The sequence below is a fragment of the Bifidobacterium sp. SKU genome (assembly GCF_026016405.1).
Taxonomy (GTDB): Bacteria; Actinomycetota; Actinomycetes; order Actinomycetales; family Bifidobacteriaceae; genus Bifidobacterium; species Bifidobacterium bifidum.
On sequence record NZ_CP092890.1, the window covers coordinates 595,075 to 616,502 of the forward strand.

Genomic DNA, 21,428 nt, shown 5'->3' on the forward strand with positions numbered 1-21,428 from the left:
AGACATGGTATGGAGGGGTATGGAGCAACGTATTCTCAGCATTGAAATACGGGCGGTGAGTAAGGCCGTCGACCGTTATTTGGGCGAAAGCATGCCGCTCTCCGCCAAGGAGACCACCGGCGGCAACGCGCATATCATCATGTTCCTGGCGCGCAATCGGGATCGGGAGATCTATCAGCACACCATCGAGCAGAAATTCTGCATCACCCGTTCCACGGCATCCCGCGTGCTGGCGCTGATGGAGAAGAAAGGGCTGATTGCCCGTGAATCCGTGGCGCACGACGCACGATGTAAGCGCATTGTGCTGACGGATAAAGCCGACGCCATCGTCGCCGATCTCAAAGCGAACGGGGAGCGTGTGGAGCGTCTTCTGGTCGACGGTTTCACGCAAACGGAGCAAGATGCGCTGCATGACTACGTGGAGCGCATGCGTGCCAACATCGAGCGCGCACAACATGAATTTGAACATCAGACATCCTCCCAGACGCCGTCAACGGCGGCTCCCGAATACTCGGAAGCGGAGGTCATCAACACGAAGGAGGAGAACAAGTGAGCAGCACCGAAGAAGCGATTGCGCAAGCGCGCAAAGCCGTGGAACCGGACAAGCCGAAACATGTCCTGCGCACGCTGGGCAAGTCGATCCGCGAGTACAAGAAGGCCAGTCTGCTGGCCCCGGCGCTCGTGGCGGTCGAAGGCATCCTGGAAATCCTGATCCCGACGATCATGGCCTCGCTGATCGACGAGGGCATCACCGGCGGCAGCATGCCGTCTACCATCAAGTTCGGAGTGATCCTGCTGATCTGTGCGATGGTCTCGCTGGGTGCCGGCTTCCTGTCCGGCAAGTTCGCGGCCATCGCGGGCGCGGGCTTCGCCAAGAACCTGCGCCAGGACCAGTTCAAGAAGGTTCAGGGCTTCAGCTTCACCAATATCGACCGGTTCTCCACAGGCTCGATCGTGACCCGACTGACCACCGACGTGACGAACCTGCAGAACGCCTACATGATGATTATCCGTCTGGGCGTGCGTGCACCGATCATGGTGATTGTGGCCTGGATCTTCTCGTTCCGCATCTCCCCGTCCATCTCGCTGGTGTTCCTGGCCTGCATCCCGGTCCTGGCGATCGGCCTGTGCGGTCTGGCCGTGCTCGTGCACCCCGTGTTCGAGCGCGTGTTCCACACTTACGACGCGCTCAACAACGTGGTCGACGAGAACCTGCAGGGCATCCGCGTGGTGAAATCCTACAACCGCGAATCCTTCGAGGTGGGCAAGTTCGGCCGCATCTCCCAGCGCATCTTCAAGGACTTCACCAAGGCCGAGCGCATCATGAGCTTCAACAGCCCGCTGATGATGGTGTGCGTCTACGCCTCGATGATCCTCATCGCATGGATGGGCGCGCAGCAGATCGTCGCCTCCGGCAACAACGCCGCCGTGGGCCTGACCACCGGCGACCTGACCGCACTGGTCACCTATGCCATGCAGATCCTCATGGCCATGATGATGCTGTCGATGATCTTCATCATGGTCATTATCTCCCAGGCCTCCGCCGAGCGTATCTGTCAGGTGCTGCAGGAGGAAAGCACCGTGACTGATCCGGCCAATCCGGTGACCGACATGGCCGATGGGTCCATCGAATTCGACCACGTCACCTTCCGCTACTCCGACAGCTCCGAAAAGCCCGTACTCGACGACATCAACCTGAAGATCCGCTCCGGCATGACCATCGGCATCGTCGGCGGCACCGGTTCCGCCAAGTCGAGCCTCGTGCAGCTCGTGCCGCGACTGTACGACGTGAGCTCCGGCTCGCTCAAGGTCGGTGGCGTGGACGTGCGCGACTACGATCTGGAAGCCCTGCGCGACCAGGTGTCCATGGTACTGCAGAAGAACGTGCTGTTCTCCGGCACCATCGCCGAGAATCTCAGGTGGGGCAACCCGAACGCCACCGACGAGGAGGTCCGCCACGCCGCGCAGCTTGCGCAGGCTGACGGATTCGTGCAGGAATTCCCCGACAAGTACGACACCTACATCGAGCAGGGAGGCACCAACGTCTCCGGCGGCCAGCGCCAGCGCCTGTGCATCGCCCGCGCGCTGCTGAAGAAGCCGAAGATCCTCATCCTCGACGATTCGACCAGCGCCGTCGACACCAAGACCGACAAGCTGATCCGCAACGCGTTCCACAACGAGATCCCCGACACCACGAAGATCATCATCGCCCAGCGTGTCGCCTCCGTCGAGGAATCCGACATGATCCTCGTCATGGACAACGGCCGCATCATGGCGTCCGGCACGCACGACGAGCTGCTCGCCACCTGCGACGAATACCGGTCCATCTACGAATCCCAGACCAAGAACCAGGCCCGACCCGAGGAGCTGGTCGCCGCGGAGCCGGCCGGGGCGCAATCTGAGACCGAGGCCAAGGAAGGAGAGACGCGATGAGCAACGACCAGAGCTTCAAGAACCGCAAACCCGGCATGGGCAAAGCCGAACCTGACACCATCAAGCGCATCTTCAGCTACATCTTCCAATACAAGTGGCGCGTCGTCGCCATCGTGATCTGCATCCTGATCGGCGCCGCCGCGCAGGCCGGATCCGCGCTGTTCCTCCAGTCCCTCATCGACACGTACATCCTGCCGATGGTGGGGGAGACAAATCCCGACTGGGCGCCGCTGCTGCGCGCCATCTCGCTTATGGGCTGCCTGTACCTGGCCGGTATCGTGGCGTCCTGGGCCTGGCAGTGGCTGATCGTCACCGTCGAACAGGGCACGCTCAAGAAGATCCGCGACGACATGTTCGCCCACCAGCAGAAGCTGCCGATCCGCTACTTCGACAGCCATGAGCACGGCGACATCATGAGCCACTACACCAACGACACCGATACGCTGCGTCAGGCGATCTCGCAGTCGTTCCCGCAGATGTTCTCCTCGATCATCTCCGCGCTGGCGGCGCTGCTGTCCATGCTGTGGCTCTCGATCCCGTTCACCGCGTTCGTGATCGTGTTCACCGTGCTGCTCTACTTCATCGTGCGCAAGATCGTGAGCCGTTCCGGCCGCTACTTCGTCAAGCAGCAGATGTGGATCGGCGACGTGAACGCCTTCGTGGAGGAGTCCGTCAACGGCCAGAAGGTCATCAAGGTCTTCAACCACGAGGACGCCACGCAGAAGACCTTCGACGAGAAGAACGAGGAGCTGTTCGAGGCGTCCGCCGAAGCGAACACCTGGGGCAACGTCACCATGCCGGTGGTCGGCAACATGGGATACCTGCTCTACATCCTGCTCGCCATCATCGGCGCAGCCGTTTCGCTGGCCGGCGTCAATGATCTCGGCCTGACCGGCGTCAAGCCGCTCACCCTCGGCACCCTCGTCTCGCTGCTCACCCTCTCCCGTTCGTTCATCAACCCGATCGGCCAGGTCTCCCAGCAGATGACCATGGTGATGATGGCGCTCGCCGGCGCCTCCCGAATCTTCAAGCTGATGGACGAGCCCGTGGAGTCCGACAACGGCACCGTCACGCTCGTCAACGTCGAGCTCGGCGAGGACGGCCGTACCATGCGGGAGGTCGACCACGAGACCGGCCACTGGGCGTGGAAGCGCGAGGAAGGCGACGACGGCACGAGGTCGCTCAAGGCCGCCGAGAAACTGCACGGATCCGCGCGCGAAGTGGCCGTCAAGGCCAAGGAGCAGGCGATTACCTCGCCGGACGGCCGCTACACGTTGCTGCGCGGCGATGTGCGCTTCACCGACGTGACCTTCGGCTACAATCCCGACAAGCCGGTGTTGCACGACATCACCTGGTTCGCCAAGCCCGGTCAGAAGATCGCGCTCGTCGGTGCCACCGGTGCCGGCAAGACCACGGTGACCAACCTCATCAACCGGTTCTACGACATCCAGCAGGGCCAGATCCTCTACGACGGTATCTCCGTAGCCGGCATCAAGAAGCCGGATCTGCGCCGTTCGCTGGGCATCGTGCTGCAGGACGTGAACCTGTTCACCGGCACCGTGATGGACAACATCCGCTACGGCCGACTGAACGCCACCGATGAGGAATGCATCGAGGCCGCGCGACTGGTGAACGCGGACGGCTTCATCCGCATGCTGCCCAAGGGCTACCAGACGGTGCTCGAAGGCGACGGCTCCGGCCTGTCCCAGGGCCAGCGCCAGCTAATCTCCATCGCCCGCGCCGCCGTGGCCGATCCGCCCGCGCTGATCCTCGACGAGGCCACGTCGTCGATCGACACCCGCACCGAGGAGGTCGTGCAGGCCGGCATGGACAACCTGATGAAGGGCCGCACGGTCTTCGTCATTGCCCACCGCCTGTCCACCGTGCGCAACTCCGATGTGATCATGGTGCTTGACCACGGCAACATCATCGAACGCGGCTCGCACGACGACCTCATCGCGCAACGTGGGGAGTACTACCAGCTCTATACCGGCGCGGTGGAACTGGAGTAGCCAAGGACTGCCTTCGGCAGACCGTCATGTTTCCTCGGCACTGTCGTGCCTCGGCATCGCCTATGGACAGCCCACCGGGCTTCCCGCTTAACGGCTCCGCAGCTAGTGGCTGATATTCCAGTCGCTGGCATTATCCGCGAAAGTCCCATCCGAACATGTCGGAATGGGACTTTCGTCGGGTGGGGGAGGAGTGGCCTTCCCCACCCGACACGATAATTGGGGGTGTGCGCCACGCCTCAGTTTGCCAGGTAGTTGGCGATCGCGCCGGCGGCGGCGTAGCCTTTGCGGTACATGAGTTCCAGTCCCTCGAAGGACTTGCTCAGTGTCGAAAGCCCGCACAGGTCATCGGGCGCGAGGATGAGCACGCGGCCGTCGCGCCCGTACTCCTTGGCCAAGGCAACCTCGTCGTTGTAGGTGGCGTATCGGTTCAGCAGTCGCTCAGCGGCGGTCGGATAGGAATGCCGAAGGATTCGCGCCGGCGCGATGTCGCGCTTCTGCTCGCGCAGCACGTCCTTCGGCCTTGTCAGCACCAGCACGATGCGGTCATATCCGTCGTCAATGGCCTTCTGCACGGGGACCGGATCGACGATGCCACCGTCGAAATACGGGACGCCGTCGATCACATACGGCTCGCAGGCCACGGGCACGGCCGACGAAGCCTTCATGATGTTGAAATCATCGTAATGCACGTCGGACTTGTCGAAGTACTTCGCGGAACCGTCCAACGCATTGCACGCGATCACCGTGAACCCGGTGGGGTTCGCCGCGAACGCCTCATAATCCACCGGATATTCGCCGTCGTGATTGCTCAGCGTGCTGTATACGTAATCCAGATTCGCGAAATTGTGGTGCTTGACATAGCTGTCGAAGCTGGCGTATTCCTTGCGGAAGGCGTATTCGGTGTAGAACTTGTGGTTGCGGCCGTGCTGGCCGGCGAGGAACGACACCATGTTGGCGCTGCCTGCGGAGACGCCATAGCAGTGGTCGAACGTGATGCCTTCCTCCTGGCAGCGGTCCATCACGCCGGCTCCGAATATCGCGCGGAAGCCTCCGCCGACATCGATCAGCGCCGTCCTGTGCGAGGGTTTCGATTGTGCGGATACATCACTGCGCTGTGTGTCGGTGCGTTGCGATTCGACCGTCTCGGCTGCACCCGCGTCCCGTGCGCCCGTATCCGCGTGTGCCGTGGCCTTGTGACCGTTGTCCGTCGCCTTCACCGTCATCGTCGTCCCCTTTCGTAGTGTCGTCCAAGTGTACGCCCGTTATGCAGACAATTACGGTGTCTGCCAGGGTCGCCCGATCTAGCTGTGCAGCAGTTCTCGTGACAGCGCGGCGATGCGTTCGCCGCTATCGGAATTCGCGATCTCGACGCCGCCGTCCATCTCCTCGGGAGCAAGCTTCCCCAACGATTCCAGAACCATGCCCAGATGCCGGACCGTTCCGCGATTGCCGTCGATAATCGCGGTCGTCGACGGCAGCAGCTCACGGAAGTAGTTGCGGTAGAACACGAAATGCGTGCAGCCGAGTACCACCGAGTCGATGGACGGAAGGTCATAGCCGTCAAAATACCGGTGCAGGGTGCGCATCACCAGGTCATGGTCGCAAAGCCTTCCGCTTTCGACGATTTCCACCAGATCGGGGCACGGCTGGGGCGAAATCATGTTGTTCGCCTTGAAACGGTCCATCAGTGCGGCGAACTTGTGCTCGCGCAGCGTCAGCGGCGTGGCCGCGACGATGACGTGCTGCGGCATGTGCCGTGCAGGCGCGGTCCCGTCTCCCGCGGCGGTGTCGCCCCGATCGCAGGCGACCTTCAGCGCGGGCTCCATGCCGATGATCGGAATGTCGTAATGGTCGCGCAACGCGTTCACCGCCGCGGACGTGGCGGTGTTGCAGGCGATGACCACCGCCTTGACCCCCTGACTCATGAACCTCTCCATGATGTCGAAGCTCAGCCGACGCACCTCCTGCGGGGTCTTCGTGCCGTATGGCGCGTTCGCGGAATCCCCGAAATACAGGACCCGCTCGTGAGGCATGTCCTGCACGATCTGTCGCACCACCGAAATACCGCCCAAGCCGGAATCGAATACGCCGATCGGTGCCGTCGAAGTCATGTCCCATCGCCTTTCCAACGTCTAGCGGCCAAGCCTTCCTGCCGGGAGGCCGTGTCATCGAACGCCCCCATACTATCGCACACTGTTATCCGGCGCATGCGTTTGCGGCCGCAGCGCACGATGTCGTCGCACGGCCGCAAGCGCAGCAGTCGTGCAGCAACGCATCGGCTGTGCAGCCATGCATCGGACGGTCAGCCCATTCGCGGGCTGGGAGTACTCTGGCAGTCATGAGTATCCCGAAAAGCGTCACCAAGGCGCATGCGACCGGCAATGATTTCATCGCGTATCTGGATTCTGACGGCCGTTTCGAGCCGACCGCCGATGAGGTGCGGCAATTGTGCGACAGGCATTTCGGCATCGGCGCCGACGGCCTGCTCAGGCTCACGAAACCGCAGTACGTCGCCGATCTGAGCGAGGCGCAGGTCGCGGCGTGCGATGACGGAGACGCCGAGTGGTTCATGGACTATCGCAACGCCGACGGATCGCTCGCAGAGATGTGCGGCAACGGCACGAGGGCGATCACGCTGTTCGCCCAGCGGTGCGGCGTGGCGTCGACGCAGGTGGGGGAGCCGTTCCGCCTGGGAACTCGCGCCGGCGTCAAGACGCTGCGCCCGCTCGGCGACGTGGCGCCATACGGCAGGGATGTGTTCCGCGTGGACATGGGCTCATGGCGGCGCGGCGACCTTGACACCTTCACGGTGACCATTCCCGGCACGCCGGGAGCCGTCCGCGGCACGTTCGTGGACATGGGCAATCCGCATGTGGTCTGCGTGATCGAAGACGCGATATCCACGCTGCCAAGGGTCGAGGATCTGGATCTTGTGACCAAGCCGGAGGTCTCACCGGTGCTGGAATCCGACCAGAACGCGGAGTTCGTGCGCGTCGACGAGATCGACGCTGCCGCAGGGACGGGAGAGGCGACCATGCGCGTCAATGAGCGCGGTTGCGGCGAGACGCTGTCCTGCGGCACCGGTCTGTGCGCCACCGCGATCACGCTGCGCGCCAAAACCGGCATAGATCACTGGGACATCACCGTGCGGGGAGGCACGGTGCGGGTGGATGTCGCCGATGAGACCGTCGCGCTCACCGGTTCGGCCACTCTGGTCGCGGACGTGACGTTGATCTGATCGATCGAGGCTCTCAAAACTCGAAGATACAAAAAAGGAACCGCCATTTTCCAACAATGGCGGTTCCCTATCTTCGAGTTTTGAGAGCCTCGTTTTCGTATCAGGCGAAAATCGCCGGCCCATCCACGACGATAATCAGCACGATCAGCGCAATGATCCAGACCACGTCCACCATCAGATCGAAATTCAGCCGGTAGTACTTGCGCAGGCCGTTGGATTTCGCCGGCATCCGTTGCACGCTCACCGTAGCGTGCGACAGCGCCATGAACTGGATCGTCGTGGCGAACATCAGGCCCAGGCACCACGGGCACAGGGCGCGGATCACGAACATCGATTGGGCGAACAGCCAGTAGGCGTACGCCAAGGCCGCGAGCCCGCCCAGCCATGTGCAAAGCGCGAACCAGCGCGGTACGACGACCTTGGACAGGCCTATCACCGCAATCGTGACGAACACGGATTCGGCGGCGATGCCGAAGAAGGCGTTCGGGAAGCTCAATCCGGCGAATCTGATGAACTCCGCCTGCCATGATTCCGCCACGGTCGAGCAGGAGACCACGGCATTCACGTCGCAGCCGAGCTTGACGCCGGGATTGCGAGCGAGCTGCAGCGTCTCCGCCGACAGCATGAGGGAGACGAACAATGCCGCCGCGGAGGCGGCCAACATGACCAGATACGTCCAGACCGCGCCATGACGCCAGCCGGTGAGCCCGGCGTCGACGCTGATGTCAGCCTGTTTGACTGCATCGCTGTTGTGAGTCATACATCATCCTTACGTTCGAGGAGACCGTGATGAGGGTGGCTGACAACGCGGCGATATCACGGTGGTTCTTAAATTTTCGCGGGGTTATGACGCGCCTTGTGCAATAACCGACAGCACACAGCTTACGATGGATACATGACTCGTTTAGCACTTGCCGCCGCGCCGCCGAAGTCGGGCTGGGACATCCACTGCCATACGGTGTATTCGGACGGGACGCAGACCCCGGCGTCCCTGGTCGAACTGAGCCGCCATATCGGCCTGCACGGGGCCTCGATCAGCGACCATGACACGACCAGCGGATGGGCGGATGCCGAGGCCGCGGCGCGTGAGGAGGGCATGCGCCTGCTGCGCGGCACGGAGATCACGGCGTGCGATGGGCCGGTGTCGGTGCACATGCTCGCGTATCAGTACAATCCCAACGACCGTCATACGTCGGACCTGTTCTTGCGCACACGTCAGGCGAGGCTGAAGCGAACCAAGGCCATGGTGGCGCGACTGGGCGAGGATTATCCGATCAGCTGGCAGTCCGTGCTGGAGCAGGTGCACGAGGGGGAGCGGACCACGATCGGACGTCCGCACATCGCCGATGCGCTGGTCGCCGCGGGCGTGTACCGCACGCGGTCCGAGGCGTTCGCCGACGCGGTGAGCGCCACATCGAAGTATTACATCCCCACGCCCTCCCCGACCACGCACGAGGTGCTCGCCGCCGTGGCCGCAGCCGGCGGCGTGGTGATCATCGCGCATCCGGGCGCGGTGAATCGCAACGTGACACTGCTGTCCGACAGCCAGATCGAGACGCTGATCGAAGAGGGGCTTGACGGGCTGGAGGTATGGCATCGGGACAATCCGCCGCAGCAGCGGGAACGGCTGTATGCCATCGCGCAGGCGCATCAGCTGCTGGTCACCGGCGGATCGGACTGGCATGGCGCCGGCAAGCCGAACCATCTGGGCGAGAACCTGACTGATGACGAGACCGTGGCCGAGATCGTGCGGCGAGGGGCGATTCCGCTGGTCTGACACCGACCACCGACCCCGGCTGTAGAGAAAACACAAAACCGGGAGCGGCCGCAGGGCGTTCAAACCCTCCGGTCGCTCCCGGTCGTCACTGCATATCCGGCCGACTCCCGCCTACGCACAAAGGCGGGAGAGGGGAGCCAGCTGAGCCCGGCGTTCGGTCAGAGCGCCCCGAAGCCCACGGCGTGCTTGGTCTCGGAGCCGATGAGCGCGTATCCGAGCGCGTTCGCCGGCACGATGATGCGACGGCCCTTGTCGTCCGTCAGCTTGATCGGGGTTCCGGCCGACAGCGCCGATTCGATGGCCTCGGTGACGCTGGCCGCGTCCTCCTCGGTGCTGAAGGTGACGGGTCGCGCCACATTGGCGATGCCCAATTCGATGTCCATGTTTGCTCCTCTCGGGATGATGCGCTGTTGAAGGCGCTGGGTGGATGATGTGTCCGACGCCCGTTTGCGCCACGGGCTTTCAGTCGCATGCACGCGTGCCGATGAAAGCCATTGTGCATTGCTCCCATCGACGTGCGTGACGGTTTTCGCTGTAGGCTACTTGCCTTGCGATGACTGCAGCTCGGACTGGGCGTCGCGCATGGCGCGTTCCTCACGTTCGAGCAGCGGGATGACGATGGTCGGGGTGTCGCGCGCCGCCGACGCGCCGTCCTGTCGGTCCGGCGTTGCTTGGGACGGGGCGTCTTCGATATGGGCGGCCGGCGTCGCGTTCGGCGTGCGGTCGTCTGTATCGTCCGTGGCGCCTGTTGCGTCTGCATCGCCCGTGTCGTCGCTGTCCCCGCGGCTCAGCGTCATCGTTTCCGATGTCGTGCCCGCCGTTGCCGTGACATGTTCCGTCTCAGCGCTGTACCGAATTCCCATGGTCTGCGGATCGAACTCCCCGGCCGCCTTGATGTCCGCGGAACCGGTGCGGTCGGTCTCGTCGGTGTTGTCGTTCGGGTCGGCGATGTCGTCGGGCACACGCGCTCCGGCCTGTGTCGCGGCCGCGGCCTTGCGCCGGTCGGCGTCATTGAGCAGCGTGCCGACGGTGATGGTCGATGGCGGCTTGGACGACTGGGCACCCGACGTCGTCGCGGGCGCGGTCTTACGCGTGAATGCGCCGAGCTGGTGGGCCAGCCGCTCCACCTGCGCCTTGAACTGGATGATTTTCTGACTATCGGCCCGGTTCAACGCATCGATGAACTCGCCGACCTGCTCCATTTGCAGCCACAGGTTCGCGCGCAGCATGATCAGATCGTCCAGACGAGAACCCATCATGCGGCCATACGCCGCAAGCACCGCATTGCGGTGATCTTCGTCAAGCTTGCCGAAAATCCACGCGAGATCGCGTGCCGGATCGTTGACCTGCATGTTCTGCCAGTTCGTCACCGCGGTGATGGTCGCGCCGGAAAACAGCACGTCGCCATCCGAGAACCCGCCATGCACCGGGCAGGTGACGAACGACCACAGGCCCTCCGTCTCGATGATCCGGCCCCAGCTCGACGTGATTTCCGGCGGCACATGGCCCGCCTGCCGCAGCCGCTTGATCCAGGCGGTCAGCTGGGCGCGAATCTGCCCGGTGGAGAATACCGGATACGATTCGGCCTGCAGGAAATTTGGCCGCAGCCGGTGAATGGCGCCGATGGCCGTGCCCATCGCCGCGCAATCATCCAAAGTAAGCAGATCGAGGGGTCTTGCGACGCCATCGTTGTGCGCCGCCACCATCACGGTCGCGCCGCCGGTGAGCGTGCTTTTCTCCTTGCCGTCAACGAATGCAAGCACCGTATCCAGGGCGAATCCGAGACCGCCCGGATCCTTGGCGCGCTCCAGCGTCCTGGCGGCCTGCACGCGCCCGGTCAGGCGCTTGCGGCCGTCTTCGGTGTCGCATGCGTATATGTCATACATCCTGCCTGCGGCATCCTGCAGCACGGCCTGATCGATGCCCGCGGCGTCGTCGGTGTCGTTGGCCCGTTCGCTGTCTCGCACGCCGGCCATGACGATGCTGGGCATCGCCGCCGAGGCGAGTGCCGCCAACATAAGCTTGCTTCGTTGAGTCACACTCCCACACTAATACAATGTCGCGCCTCGCGGGAGGCAATTGGCCGTATGACTCGCGGAAAATCACGGTTTGCCCACTATGCTGGCAGCGCATCGGCCGGGCATGCGCCACAATGGAGGATATGAGTGCATCGAGCGAGACGATTCTTGAGGGGCTGGATGATGCGCAGATGTCGGCCGTTACCGCGTTGGACGGCCCGGTGCGCATCATCGCGGGGGCCGGAGCGGGCAAGACCCGCACGGTGACCCGTCGCATCGCCTATGCGTGCGCGCGGGGGGATTGGGATGCCCGCAAGGTGCTCGCCGTGACGTTCTCGGTGAAGGCGGCCGCGGAGATGCGCGCGCGGCTGCAGACGCTGGGGGTCGGCGACGACGTGACCGCTGCGACGTTCCATTCTGCGGCATTGCAGCAGCTGAGGCGTGTGTGGGACGACATCTTCGAGACGCCGCTGCCGCACGTGACCTCCGACCAGCGCGAGAACGTGGAGAGGGCGATCAGACGGGTCACCAATGCCGCGGACATCGATGCGCAGCAGGTGCGTGACGTCAGGGCGGAGATCAACTGGACGAAGGTGTCGCTGGTGGCGCCCGACGACTATCCGCGCGTGTGCTCGGCGACGCGCCGTCAGCCGCCGGCGGAGCTCGATCCGCAGCGTTTCGCCGACGTCATCACGGCGTACGAGTGGGAGAAGACGGTCCGCGGACAGATCGATTTCGATGACATTCTGCTGCTCGTGTGCCATGTCATGGATGATTACGAAGAGTTGGCCGCCTCGATCCGCTCGTCGATTGGCTGGCTGACGGTCGACGAGTATCAGGACGTGTCGCCGTTGCAGCATCGGCTGATGACGCTGTGGCTCGGAAACAACCGCAACGTGTGCGTGGTCGGCGATCCGGCGCAGACGATCTACTCGTTCGCCGGGGCGAGCAGCTATGACCTGCTGCATTTCGCGGACGAGTTCCGCCCGCTGACCGCCGACGTCACTCTGAACACGGATTACCGCTCGACGCCGCAGGTGGTGCGGTATGCGAACCGGGTGTTGGCCGCCGCGCCAGAACGGGAACAGTATCTGGTGCTGCGTTCGGCGCGTTCGGGCGGGCCGCGCGTGGGCCACACATGCTATGACACCGATGAGGAGGAGGCGCGGGGCATCGCCGCGCGGATAGCGCGTCTGGTCGCCGGCGGTGTGGATCCCGGCGATTGCGCGGTGCTGACGCGCATCAACGCACAGCAGCCCGCGATCTGCACCGCGCTTCGGGCCGAGGGATTGCGATACCGGGTGAGGCGTGACTCCGGATGGCAGAACTCGGCGCTCGCGGATGATGCTCAGAGCCGTCTGGCCCTGCTGGAGGCCAAGGGATTGAGCGCCGCAGCCTCATCGGTGACCGTTTCGACGATTCACGCGTCCAAGGGTCTGGAGTTCCCGTACGTGTTCATCGTCGGTTGCTCGGAGGGGCTGATTCCCTACGGCGCATCGATTGCGGGCGAGGCTTTGGAGGAGGAGCGGAGGCTGCTGTATGTCGGTGTCACCCGCGCCGAGGACGGATTGCACATGTCGTACGCGCGGGCCAAGGACGAGGGCTCCCGTCCCAATCGCTTCCCCAGCCGCTTCCTCAGCTGACCCAAGGCGCATGTCGCGTGCCCCCGCTGGCGGGGGCACGCTTGTGTGTGGTGATGTTACTTGGCGGAATCGTTTTCGTCGTTTTCGCCGCCGTCCTCGCCGAGCAGTTTGCTCAGTTCGGCGTCCCAGTCGATGGCGCCGCCATCGTTCTGCGCCTCGGCTCCGTTCGCGTCGTCCTTTGTGCTGTCCTTCGCGTCACCTGCGACGGAAGCTCCGTCATCCGTTCCGGCCCTCGTAACGCCTGAGGCCGTGTCCCCCGCGGCTCCGGAGTCGACGGTCTTGGCCTCATCGGGCAATGCCGGCAGCAGATCGGGGTGGGACCAGGCGCCGTCGCGCCCTTCGACACCACGCTCCGCGGTGATCTGCTCCCAGAGGGCTGCCGCCTCGCGCATGCGCTTGGGGCGCAGCTGCATGCCCAGCAGCGACTCGAAGGTGCGTTCCGCCGGGCCGCCCACCGCGCGCTTGCGCCTCATCATCTCACGAAGCTGCTCGATATGCGGAATGTGCGCCATGCCGGCGCGCCACGTCACGCAATCCACCCAGCCCTCGACAAGCGCCATCAGCGTCTCCAGCGAGACCAGTGCCTCACGCTGCTCGGGCGTATCGGGGATGCCCACCTTGGTCAGGTTCACCGCGCCGGAGATCGACTCCGGATCCATCGCGCCCGCATCGCGAAGCTGCTCCTCCATCGCGTCGAGATCGATGGTGATGCCACGCGCGTATTTGCCGATCAGCGCCTCGAACCGCGGCATCAGCCACGGCACTCCTGCGAACAGACGGGCGTGCGCGACTTCGCGCAGCGCCAGGAACGCCGTCACCTCCGCGACGGGGATGTCGAGCGACGTCGCGTATTCCTCGATGTTCTGCATGATCAGTCCGCCCGCGGGGTTCTTGAGCAGCGCGATGCCCTGGTCGAAGCTGCCGTTGACCTCGTGCGACAGGTCTCCAGCGGCGTGCCCCAGCTGCATGGCGAATGACGTGTTGCCCAGCAGCTTGATAAGCTGCCCGGGATCCTTCATGCCATCGGGGACGGGAATCGGCACCGGTCCGGCAAACATGCCCGCGATCTCGCCGTTGAACGAGTTGCCGAGACGCTCGGAGATCACCGAGGCGAGCGCGTCGTTCATCGACTGCGCGACCGGCCCGGCGAATTTCGCCCACGATTCCAGCGTGTCCTCGACCCAGCCGGCCCGTGTGAGCATCTGCGTCTCTCCTGAGGTCGGGTCGAACGTGCAGGCCGTGTCCAGCCACAGGTTGGCCTCGCTGAGCGCCCGCCGCGCGATGTCGGCCGACTGCGCGCTCACCGTTCCCTGCGAGCCGTCGGCGTTCGCCTTCTGCAATGCGATGGACTTGGCGAGTTTCACGTTGATCGGCCCGGATTCCACGGTCTGCTTCATGTCTCCGAACGTGTTCAGTCCGCCGGCGGTGAACGCCTGCATGAGCGATTGCACTTCCTCGGGCTTGGGGAGCTTGCCGATATCCTGGCTCATCAGCTGCTCGCGGATCTCGTCGGGCAGCTGCGAAAGCTGGTTCCATGCCATTTCGCCCTGCACCGGTCCGAAGCAATCGATGAACCATTGCCGCATCGCGTTCTCATCCATGGTGTTTCCCGCCTTATGTGTTAACGTCAGTTGATTCCATATTATGGGAGGTATGGCGAATATGCATGAAAACAACCAACTTCACGCGCACAGCGCACTTTCGCGCATCCGCAACTACCTCGGCTCGCACTCGCTCAGGTATTTCGCCGGCGCCATCGCCGTGATACTGGCAGTGGTGACGATGATGCTGCCGTCCGCGTATACGGTAGAGGGCCCGGGGCCGACGCAGGATGTGCTCGGCTCGTCGTCAGGCTCCGATGTGATCAGCATCTCCGGCGCTGAAACCCACAAGGATTCCGGCAAGCTGCTGCTCGTCACCGTCAACGCCGCCGGCGTGCCCGGGTATCCCGTCACCAACGCTCAGGCGCTGGTCGCATGGCTTGATCCGAAGCAGACCGTGATGCCGCAGGAGGTCGTGTTCCCGGTCGGGCAGACCAGCGAGGAGTACGCCGAGGAATCCTCCCATGAGATGGACTCATCCCAGTCGTCGGCGACCAATGCCGCGCTCTCGTATCTTAAGGGCAAGGGCATGGACGTCTCCGGCGTGAAGGTGTCGATGCATGTCGACGACATCGGCGGCCCGTCCGCAGGCATGATGTATGCGCTGGGCGTCATCGACAAGCTCACCGAAGCCGATGAGACCGGCGGCAAGACCATCGCTGGCACCGGCACGATCGACGCGAAGGGCAAGGTCGGGGCCATCGGCGGCATTCGACTCAAGATGCTGGGCGCCCTGCGTGACGGCGCGACATGGTTCCTCGCTCCCGAGTCGAACTGCAATGAGGTGGTAGGGCACGTGCCGCAGGGCCTGCGTGTCGTCAAGGTGTCAACGCTCGATGAGGCGTATCAGGCTCTGGTGGCGATCGGTCAGGGGCACACCGACGGATTGGCCGGCTGCACCGCATCGTGAGTCGCCCATCCCGGCCCGCCGGAACGCGTCCGGACGAGGCACGGAACCGGCCTGTCCATGCGGCAGCGGGACGGCCGGGAATCGGCCATGAGACGGACGCGTCCATCGGCATGTCCCGTATCAATTGCGAGAAAATCCCAAAAAACATCCGGTTTTTCGGAGTGTTAACGTCGCTGTTCCCAGCGTTTTGGTAATGTGTTCACCGTGAATGAAACGGCATCACAGAACGGTGAAGAATTTGGTTTCCAGTCCGGCGACATCGTGCAGGAATGGCTGTGGGATGACGACGTCGATGACTCGGTGCGCGCCAAGATTGAGGATCTGACCGGCGAGGATCTGGTCGACGAGGACTATGATTCCGCAGTCGACGGAGCCATTGTCTGGTGGCGGGACGGTGATGACGAGGACGAGCTGTCCGACACCATCGTGGACGCCTATTCGGTCGTCGGTGATGATGGCCCTTTCTGGGTGCTGACCCCCAAGCCCGGCAGGACCGGCGCGGCGAGTTCCAGCACGGTCCAGTCCGCCGCCAAGACCGCCGGCATGAACGCGGCCACACCGCTCACCGTAAGCCCCGACTGGAACGGCATCCGGCTTCGGGCGTTCGGCAAGGGACGCTGATCCGGCCTGTCCGCCGGCACGATACCAGCGGACGATATCGACGGCGGCATCATGCATGCCGCCGCCGTCACAGCCAACATGCCCGGGGCGCGAACCGCCGCACATGGAATGAGCCGTGCACGCCGTGAAGCGGGCCCCGCGAATCAGCGCTGCGCCACGGATTGCTTGTCAATCAGCGTGCAATGAATCTTCGCCGGTATTGAGGCGTCCAACGGCGGCAGGGGAGCGGTCGTCTCCGGTTCGTCATCGTCCGGCTCCCGACCCTCGATCAGCGATACCAATTTGCGCGTCGCCCAATACCCCATCTCATAATGCGGCAGCTCCACGGTCGTCAGCTGCGGCTCCAGCGTCTCGGCGAACACCCGGTGGTTGTCCACACCGACCACGGACACGTCCCGGCCGACGACCAGGCCACGTCTCGCCGCGTTCTCGTACACGTACCATGCGCGGGCGTCATTGAAGCAGAAGTACCCGTCGGGCCGCCTCCGCTCGAACAGGTCGGTCACGGTCTGCAACGCAGGCCCGTTGTTCGGCACGGCGACCACCAGCGACTCGTCGAACGGCATGCCCGCCTCCAACAGTGCACGGCGATACCCCTCCAGCCGTCCCTGCTGCGCGAGCATCGGCTCCGAGCAGCCGATATAGGCGATGCTCGCGCAGCAGGCGTCGATCAGCCGCTTGGTCGCGTCGTAGCCGATGAGCGTTTCATCCGGTTCGATGCTGGCATACCGGCCGGTGCGATCCGTGGCGTCGACGAGCACCAGCGGATAATCGTGCAACGGTTTCGGCACGTCGGTGAAACGGTTCGACATCTTCGCGTAAAGGAACCCGTCCACCCCATAGCGTTTCAGCGTGGCGATCTCCCTCGCCTCGTCGCTGTTGCCGTCGGTGTTCACGGTCAGCAGCATATACCCCAACTTGCTGGCCGCGTCCTGCGCGCCGAGGATGATTCCGCCCGCATAGGGCGTGGCGGCGATCTCCTCGCTGATGAAACCCAGGATGCGCGTCTTGCTGGTGCGCAGCGAGCGTGCAAGCGGATTAGGCCGGTAGCCGAGCCGCTTGGCGGTGGCGCGCACCTGTTCGGCGATGGCGGGTTTGACCCGGCCCTCGTCGCGATCGTTCAATACCAAGGAAACGGTAGAGACCGACACCCCCGTTCTCTCGGCGACCTCCTTCATCGTCGTCATAGGCAGAACGATACACGCAATCCGCGGGTTTCGCAGGATTGTTCACGCTATTGACATCCGCCTGCCGGTGCCATGCAATCGCTCGGTGGCGGTCATCTGGCGGCGGTCGCGGGCACAGGCAGGGCGGCGGTTATTCGTCGCCGGTCACTCGCTTTTGCCGGAGAGGATGGCGTCGACGATCTTCGGCTTCTCGGTGAGCTGACCGGTGAATCCAGGGCGGATGTCCATGTGTAGCACGAGGCTCGTGCGGTAGCCCTGCTCGGCGAGCTTCTTGGCGGCCTCGCCGGCCACTTTGAGCACCTCGTCCAGGTCGCCTTCCACATTGGTGAACAGCGCATTGGTCTCCTGCGGCAGGCCGGATTCGCGAATCACCTCGACGGCCTGCGCCACATATGGCGACACCTCGGAGCCGACGCCGTTCGCGGAGACCTGTATAGCCGCCACGGTGTTGAGATACGGCTTGCCGGTTTCCGGGTCGATCGGCACTTCCTGCGTGACGGCGTTGCGGTCGATGGTCATATGAATGCCCCCTGATTGGTTGGTTGTTGCTGTGTTGGATGGTCTGTATATACGGTATGTTCCGGCCGGCGTCGCCATAAGGGATCCGCCTGCCGCGTGCAGGTCAGCGCCAGTGCCATGCGTGGTCCATCGGCCCGGAACCGTGGCCGAGGTTCAGCTGCGCGCCGAGCGCTCCGGTCAGATAGTCCTTGGCATGACGGATCGCGTCGGGCAGTGCCTCGCCTTTGGCCAGATTCGAGGCGATCGCCGACGACAGCGTGCATCCTGTGCCATGCGTGTTCGGATTGTCCACGCGCACGCCGTGAATCCATGTCGCGACGCCATCGGCATACAGCAGGTCGCTCGCATCGGCCACGCCATGCCCGCCCTTGACGAGCACCGCGCAGCCGTAATGCTCCGACACGGTGCGGCCGGCGTCCTCCATCGCCGTATCGCTCACGATACGCGTGCTCTCACGGTCGGTGTCCTCAGCCCATTTCGCAGGGTCCAGCGAGGCTCCCCGGTGGGCGATCAGGTCAAGCAGCACCTCGGTTTCGGGGATGTTCGGCGTGATCACCTCGGCCAGGGGGAACAGGCGCTCGGTGAGTGCAGTGATGGCGTCGTCATCAATGAGCTTGGCGCCGGACGTGGCGACCATCACCGGATCGAGCACGATATGACGTGCGTGATGGGCCTCCAGCCGGTCCGCTATCGTGCAGATGAGTTCCGCCGACGATACCATGCCGATCTTGACCGCGGCCGGTGGAATGTCCGTGTACACCGCGTCGATCTGTGCGGCGACCATGTCCGGTGTGATATTCTGCACATCCGTCACGCCCATCGTGTTCTGTGCGGTGATCGCGGTGATCGCGCTCATGCCGAACACCCCGTTGGCGAGCATGGTCTTCAGGTCGGCCTGAATGCCTGCGCCGCCGGACGAATCACTGCCGGCGATGGTCAGCACCGGAGGCAGCGTGGATTGCGCCGCCGTTGTGTCAAGTTGCTCTGTCATGCCGTTCATTGTAGCCGGATGGTCTTGAAATTGCGCTGTTTCTATGGTGAGATGGAGTCGTTTTGCAATCGCCGACCATGGATCGGCGACCACGGATAAAGGAGAGCTGCGGCGAGATGGCGAATGACGATATCCTTCGGCGTGATGGTGTTCTGGCGCGTATCACCGGCTTCGATGAAGGACGCACCGCATATTATGCGGTGATGCCGAACGGCCACAGCACGCAGCTGACGTTCCCCAGCCAGGAGATCTTCGACATCGGCGACGTGCTGCTGGTCGGCAAGGACTTCTATACGAAGGTGCCGCCCTCGGTGTGGCCGGTCAAGCCGCGTGTCGGCGTAATCCGCCGTGCGCTGGAGGATTGCGTGGTCATCGAGACCTCGGATGGTCTGGAATTGCTGGAAGGCGAATATCCGGTCGACATCGCGCCCGGAAACACGGTGGAGTTCACCGATCTGTTCGGCATCGAACGGGTGCTGTGGCCGACCGCGATCCGGCCGGGGGAGTCCGACCATGATGACGACATCAAGCAGTACCGCCTCACGCCGAGCGCCGATCCGTCGCTCACGTTCGCGGCGTTCGGTGGGTATGAGCGGGTGATCGCCCGCGCGAAGGAGCTGATCGAGACGCAGCTGGGCAACAGCGCCCAGATGCGGGCGATCGGCGCGAAGCCCATCAAGGGCGTGATCTTCACCGGCGCGCCGGGTACCGGCAAGACGCACCTGGCCCGCATCATCGCGAACGTGGCTGACGCCCAGTTCTACCTTGTCTCCGGCCCGACGATCGTCAGCAAGTACGTCGGCGACAGTGAGGAGACGCTGCGCATGATCTTCGCCGCGGCGCAGTCCGACAAGCGCGCGATCATCTTCTTCGACGAGATCGATTCGATCGCCTCCTCGCGCGAGACCGACACGAACGGCGTCGGCAAGCGCCTGGTGGCGCAGCTGCTCACATTGATGGACGGTTTCGAGTCCAAGGGCAATGTGGTGGTGGTCGCCGCGACGAACCGCATAGAGGACGTGGATCCGGCCCTGCTGCGCCCGGGGCGTTTCGATTGGCAGATTCCGTTCCCGATGCCGAGCGAGCATGACCGTCTGCGTATCCTGCAGGTGCAGGCCGCATCGCTGTCATGCGAGGGCGAGCTGCCGTTGACCGACGTCGCCGAGCGCACCGAGGGCTGGAGCGGCGCCGAAGTGTGCGCCATCTGGACCGAAGCCGCACTGGTGGCCGCCAAGGACAAGCGTGCCGCGATCCGCGCCGGTGACCTCATGACCGCATTCGAGCGCGTCGAGCATCGGCCCGAGTTCCGCGCACGCCGGCACTAGGTGCGAGCTCGATTCTCGGCTCCTGCTTGCGGTAAGGGTTGGTTCTTGCCCTCGCTGGCGGCCGCAGGCCGTCCTTGATTGCAGGGCCCGGAGGGCTCCCGCGTAGCGGGCGATGGTGTGGTCTTGTGTTTCGTCGGTTTTGCATCCGTTCTGCCGTTTGTCCACCCTCCGGTGCTGCGTGCCACCTCCCGCCAGCGGGAGGGGATGGGTCTTGTCTGCTGGTCTGATTGGGATGTGGAGTCTTTTGTTCCAAAGTGTGAGACAAGTCGAGGATTTTGTGCCACACCACGTCGAAAACGCCGGTTTTGCGCGTGGTGTGGCACAGGACCTTGCTGCGGAATCGGTTTTAACCGGTTACATGCGCTGCCGTGGTACAAGAGGAATATCGGCAATCCTTGAAAAATGGCCGATTCCGCTGTCCGGTGCGAATCCTCCCGTATCGGGCGTGTACCACACCACGGTCAAAAACGTGTTTTTCGTCCTGGTGTGGCAGCGACTTCGCCGTCATGGCTGCACCCGCACAGCCTCATCCGCACAGCCGCACCCGCATAACCGTCACCGACCGGCGGGAGAGCGACGACCTGATGCGCTACCGATGCGCCCGCAGGAAGTGCTTGATGAGTCGCACCAAGGCGAATCCCACGAATGAGAATACGGTGAATACCAGCATGAAGTATCCGATTTGCTCCATGCAGCCCCATGAAAGCTGCCATCCGCCAATCGAGGTGCAGACGTCGGCCTTCGCGCAAGGACCGCCTTCGAACCCGTGGATCAGAGCGAACAGCAGCGGGAGTGAGACCGCTACGCATCCGAGAGGGAATTTCCAAGTGCTTTTCCTGAAGCAGGCAGCCGCGATATTGATGATAAGCAATACTGGAGGAACAAGGAAGTTGATCATCAGTGCAGCGGCCATGAAGCCCTCATAATCGGGCTGAACTATACAGGCCAGAAGCAGGCCGTAAAGGACGGCTACGATCAGCATGCAGGCGAATCGTCCGGGATTGCCGCGTATCCACGAACCGGATTTCGACAGTATGGAAAGGCTGTTGTTCGTCGTACTCATGGAATCCCTTTCTCGACATTGAGCAACGTATATCCATGATACGGGATGGCGCCCGTCAGAGGAAGAGCCGCAAATACGAATGCCCCCCGC

At 63.5% G+C, this 21,428-nt stretch carries 19 protein-coding genes; 9 read left to right on the forward strand and 10 right to left on the reverse strand.

Going from position 1 to position 21,428, the window contains the following annotated elements; genetic code table 11:
- Positions 1-19: 19 nt before the first annotated feature.
- From MMB49_RS02500 to MMB49_RS02510, 3 genes are read left to right on the forward strand one after another with little or no spacing between them, the layout of a single operon-like run.
- Positions 20-553: a MarR family winged helix-turn-helix transcriptional regulator gene (locus MMB49_RS02500; RefSeq protein ID WP_022173401.1), complete on the forward strand. Its 534-nt coding sequence runs from the start codon at positions 20-22 to the stop codon at positions 551-553.
- On the forward strand, positions 550-2,433 hold the full coding sequence (locus tag MMB49_RS02505) for an ABC transporter ATP-binding protein (RefSeq protein WP_047271639.1): 1,884 nt from the start codon (positions 550-552) through the stop codon (positions 2,431-2,433). The genes MMB49_RS02500 and MMB49_RS02505 overlap by 4 nt, the downstream gene beginning before the upstream one ends.
- Positions 2,430-4,445, forward strand: a complete 2,016-nt coding sequence (locus tag MMB49_RS02510) for an ABC transporter ATP-binding protein (RefSeq protein WP_013389613.1) — start codon at positions 2,430-2,432, stop codon at positions 4,443-4,445. Before MMB49_RS02505 ends, MMB49_RS02510 begins: the two co-directional genes overlap by 4 nt.
- Positions 4,446-4,681: 236 nt before the next feature.
- Here MMB49_RS02510 and MMB49_RS02515 read toward each other — a convergent pair whose 3' ends face one another.
- Both MMB49_RS02515 and murI read right to left on the reverse strand, forming a co-directional pair.
- The gene (locus tag MMB49_RS02515) at positions 4,682-5,668 is read right to left on the reverse strand and encodes a patatin family protein (RefSeq protein ID WP_047271642.1); all 987 of its coding nucleotides are present in this window, start codon (positions 5,666-5,668) and stop codon (positions 4,682-4,684) included.
- Between the two features lie 78 nt (positions 5,669-5,746).
- Positions 5,747-6,556 carry a glutamate racemase gene (gene murI / locus MMB49_RS02520; RefSeq protein ID WP_022173398.1) on the reverse strand — a complete coding sequence of 270 codons (810 nt, stop codon included), beginning with the start codon at positions 6,554-6,556 and terminating at the stop codon, positions 5,747-5,749.
- 227 nt (positions 6,557-6,783) lie between these two features.
- Here murI and dapF point away from each other — a divergent pair, with 227 nt between their 5' ends.
- On the forward strand, positions 6,784-7,683 hold the full coding sequence (dapF, locus tag MMB49_RS02525; RefSeq protein ID WP_047271644.1) for a diaminopimelate epimerase: 900 nt from the start codon (positions 6,784-6,786) through the stop codon (positions 7,681-7,683).
- 100 nt (positions 7,684-7,783) lie between these two features.
- On the opposite strand, the gene MMB49_RS02530 is transcribed toward dapF, so the two are convergent.
- Complete coding sequence (locus MMB49_RS02530; RefSeq protein WP_047271646.1) at positions 7,784-8,443, reverse strand: vitamin K epoxide reductase family protein; 660 nt, start codon at positions 8,441-8,443, stop codon at positions 7,784-7,786.
- Between the two features lie 135 nt (positions 8,444-8,578).
- Here MMB49_RS02530 and MMB49_RS02535 point away from each other — a divergent pair, with 135 nt between their 5' ends.
- Positions 8,579-9,460 carry a PHP domain-containing protein gene (locus MMB49_RS02535; RefSeq protein WP_022173396.1) on the forward strand — a complete coding sequence of 294 codons (882 nt, stop codon included), beginning with the start codon at positions 8,579-8,581 and terminating at the stop codon, positions 9,458-9,460.
- Between the two features lie 158 nt (positions 9,461-9,618).
- Here MMB49_RS02535 and MMB49_RS02540 read toward each other — a convergent pair whose 3' ends face one another.
- Both MMB49_RS02540 and MMB49_RS02545 read right to left on the reverse strand, forming a co-directional pair.
- On the reverse strand, positions 9,619-9,843 hold the full coding sequence (locus MMB49_RS02540) for a DUF3107 domain-containing protein (protein ID WP_003821409.1): 225 nt from the start codon (positions 9,841-9,843) through the stop codon (positions 9,619-9,621).
- Positions 9,844-9,999: 156 nt separating this feature from the next.
- Entirely contained in the window at positions 10,000-11,478 is a 1,479-nt protein-coding gene (locus MMB49_RS02545) for a phosphotransferase (protein ID WP_021648423.1), read from the reverse strand.
- A 143-nt stretch (positions 11,479-11,621) separates the two neighbouring features.
- Here MMB49_RS02545 and MMB49_RS02550 point away from each other — a divergent pair, with 143 nt between their 5' ends.
- A complete protein-coding gene (locus MMB49_RS02550) occupies positions 11,622-13,121 on the forward strand; it encodes an ATP-dependent helicase (RefSeq protein WP_080958830.1) in 1,500 nt (499 codons plus the stop codon).
- 56 nt (positions 13,122-13,177) lie between these two features.
- On the opposite strand, the gene MMB49_RS02555 is transcribed toward MMB49_RS02550, so the two are convergent.
- On the reverse strand, positions 13,178-14,722 hold the full coding sequence (locus tag MMB49_RS02555; RefSeq protein ID WP_047297666.1) for a zinc-dependent metalloprotease: 1,545 nt from the start codon (positions 14,720-14,722) through the stop codon (positions 13,178-13,180).
- 61 nt (positions 14,723-14,783) lie between these two features.
- Between MMB49_RS02555 and MMB49_RS02560 the strand changes: the two genes are divergently transcribed.
- Positions 14,784-15,632: a PDZ domain-containing protein gene (locus tag MMB49_RS02560; protein WP_042995895.1), complete on the forward strand. Its 849-nt coding sequence runs from the start codon at positions 14,784-14,786 to the stop codon at positions 15,630-15,632.
- Positions 15,633-15,836: 204 nt separating this feature from the next.
- The gene (locus tag MMB49_RS02565) at positions 15,837-16,253 is read left to right on the forward strand and encodes a DUF3052 domain-containing protein (RefSeq protein WP_003812151.1); all 417 of its coding nucleotides are present in this window, start codon (positions 15,837-15,839) and stop codon (positions 16,251-16,253) included.
- Between the two features lie 143 nt (positions 16,254-16,396).
- Here MMB49_RS02565 and MMB49_RS02570 read toward each other — a convergent pair whose 3' ends face one another.
- From MMB49_RS02570 to thiD, 3 genes are all read right to left on the reverse strand, one after another.
- A complete protein-coding gene (locus tag MMB49_RS02570) occupies positions 16,397-17,440 on the reverse strand; it encodes a LacI family DNA-binding transcriptional regulator (protein ID WP_047271652.1) in 1,044 nt (347 codons plus the stop codon).
- A 144-nt stretch (positions 17,441-17,584) separates the two neighbouring features.
- Positions 17,585-17,959 (reverse strand): MTH1187 family thiamine-binding protein, encoded by a 375-nt coding sequence (locus MMB49_RS02575; protein WP_003812153.1) that lies wholly within the window; start codon positions 17,957-17,959, stop codon positions 17,585-17,587.
- A 103-nt stretch (positions 17,960-18,062) separates the two neighbouring features.
- Positions 18,063-18,959 carry a bifunctional hydroxymethylpyrimidine kinase/phosphomethylpyrimidine kinase gene (thiD, locus tag MMB49_RS02580; RefSeq protein WP_047271655.1) on the reverse strand — a complete coding sequence of 299 codons (897 nt, stop codon included), beginning with the start codon at positions 18,957-18,959 and terminating at the stop codon, positions 18,063-18,065.
- Positions 18,960-19,066: 107 nt separating this feature from the next.
- Here thiD and MMB49_RS02585 point away from each other — a divergent pair, with 107 nt between their 5' ends.
- Positions 19,067-20,275 carry an ATP-binding protein gene (locus tag MMB49_RS02585; RefSeq protein ID WP_003817324.1) on the forward strand — a complete coding sequence of 403 codons (1,209 nt, stop codon included), beginning with the start codon at positions 19,067-19,069 and terminating at the stop codon, positions 20,273-20,275.
- 589 nt (positions 20,276-20,864) lie between these two features.
- Here the strand turns inward: MMB49_RS02585 and MMB49_RS02590 are convergent.
- The gene (locus MMB49_RS02590) at positions 20,865-21,338 is read right to left on the reverse strand and encodes a hypothetical protein (RefSeq protein WP_003812159.1); all 474 of its coding nucleotides are present in this window, start codon (positions 21,336-21,338) and stop codon (positions 20,865-20,867) included.
- Positions 21,339-21,428 lie beyond the last annotated feature (90 nt).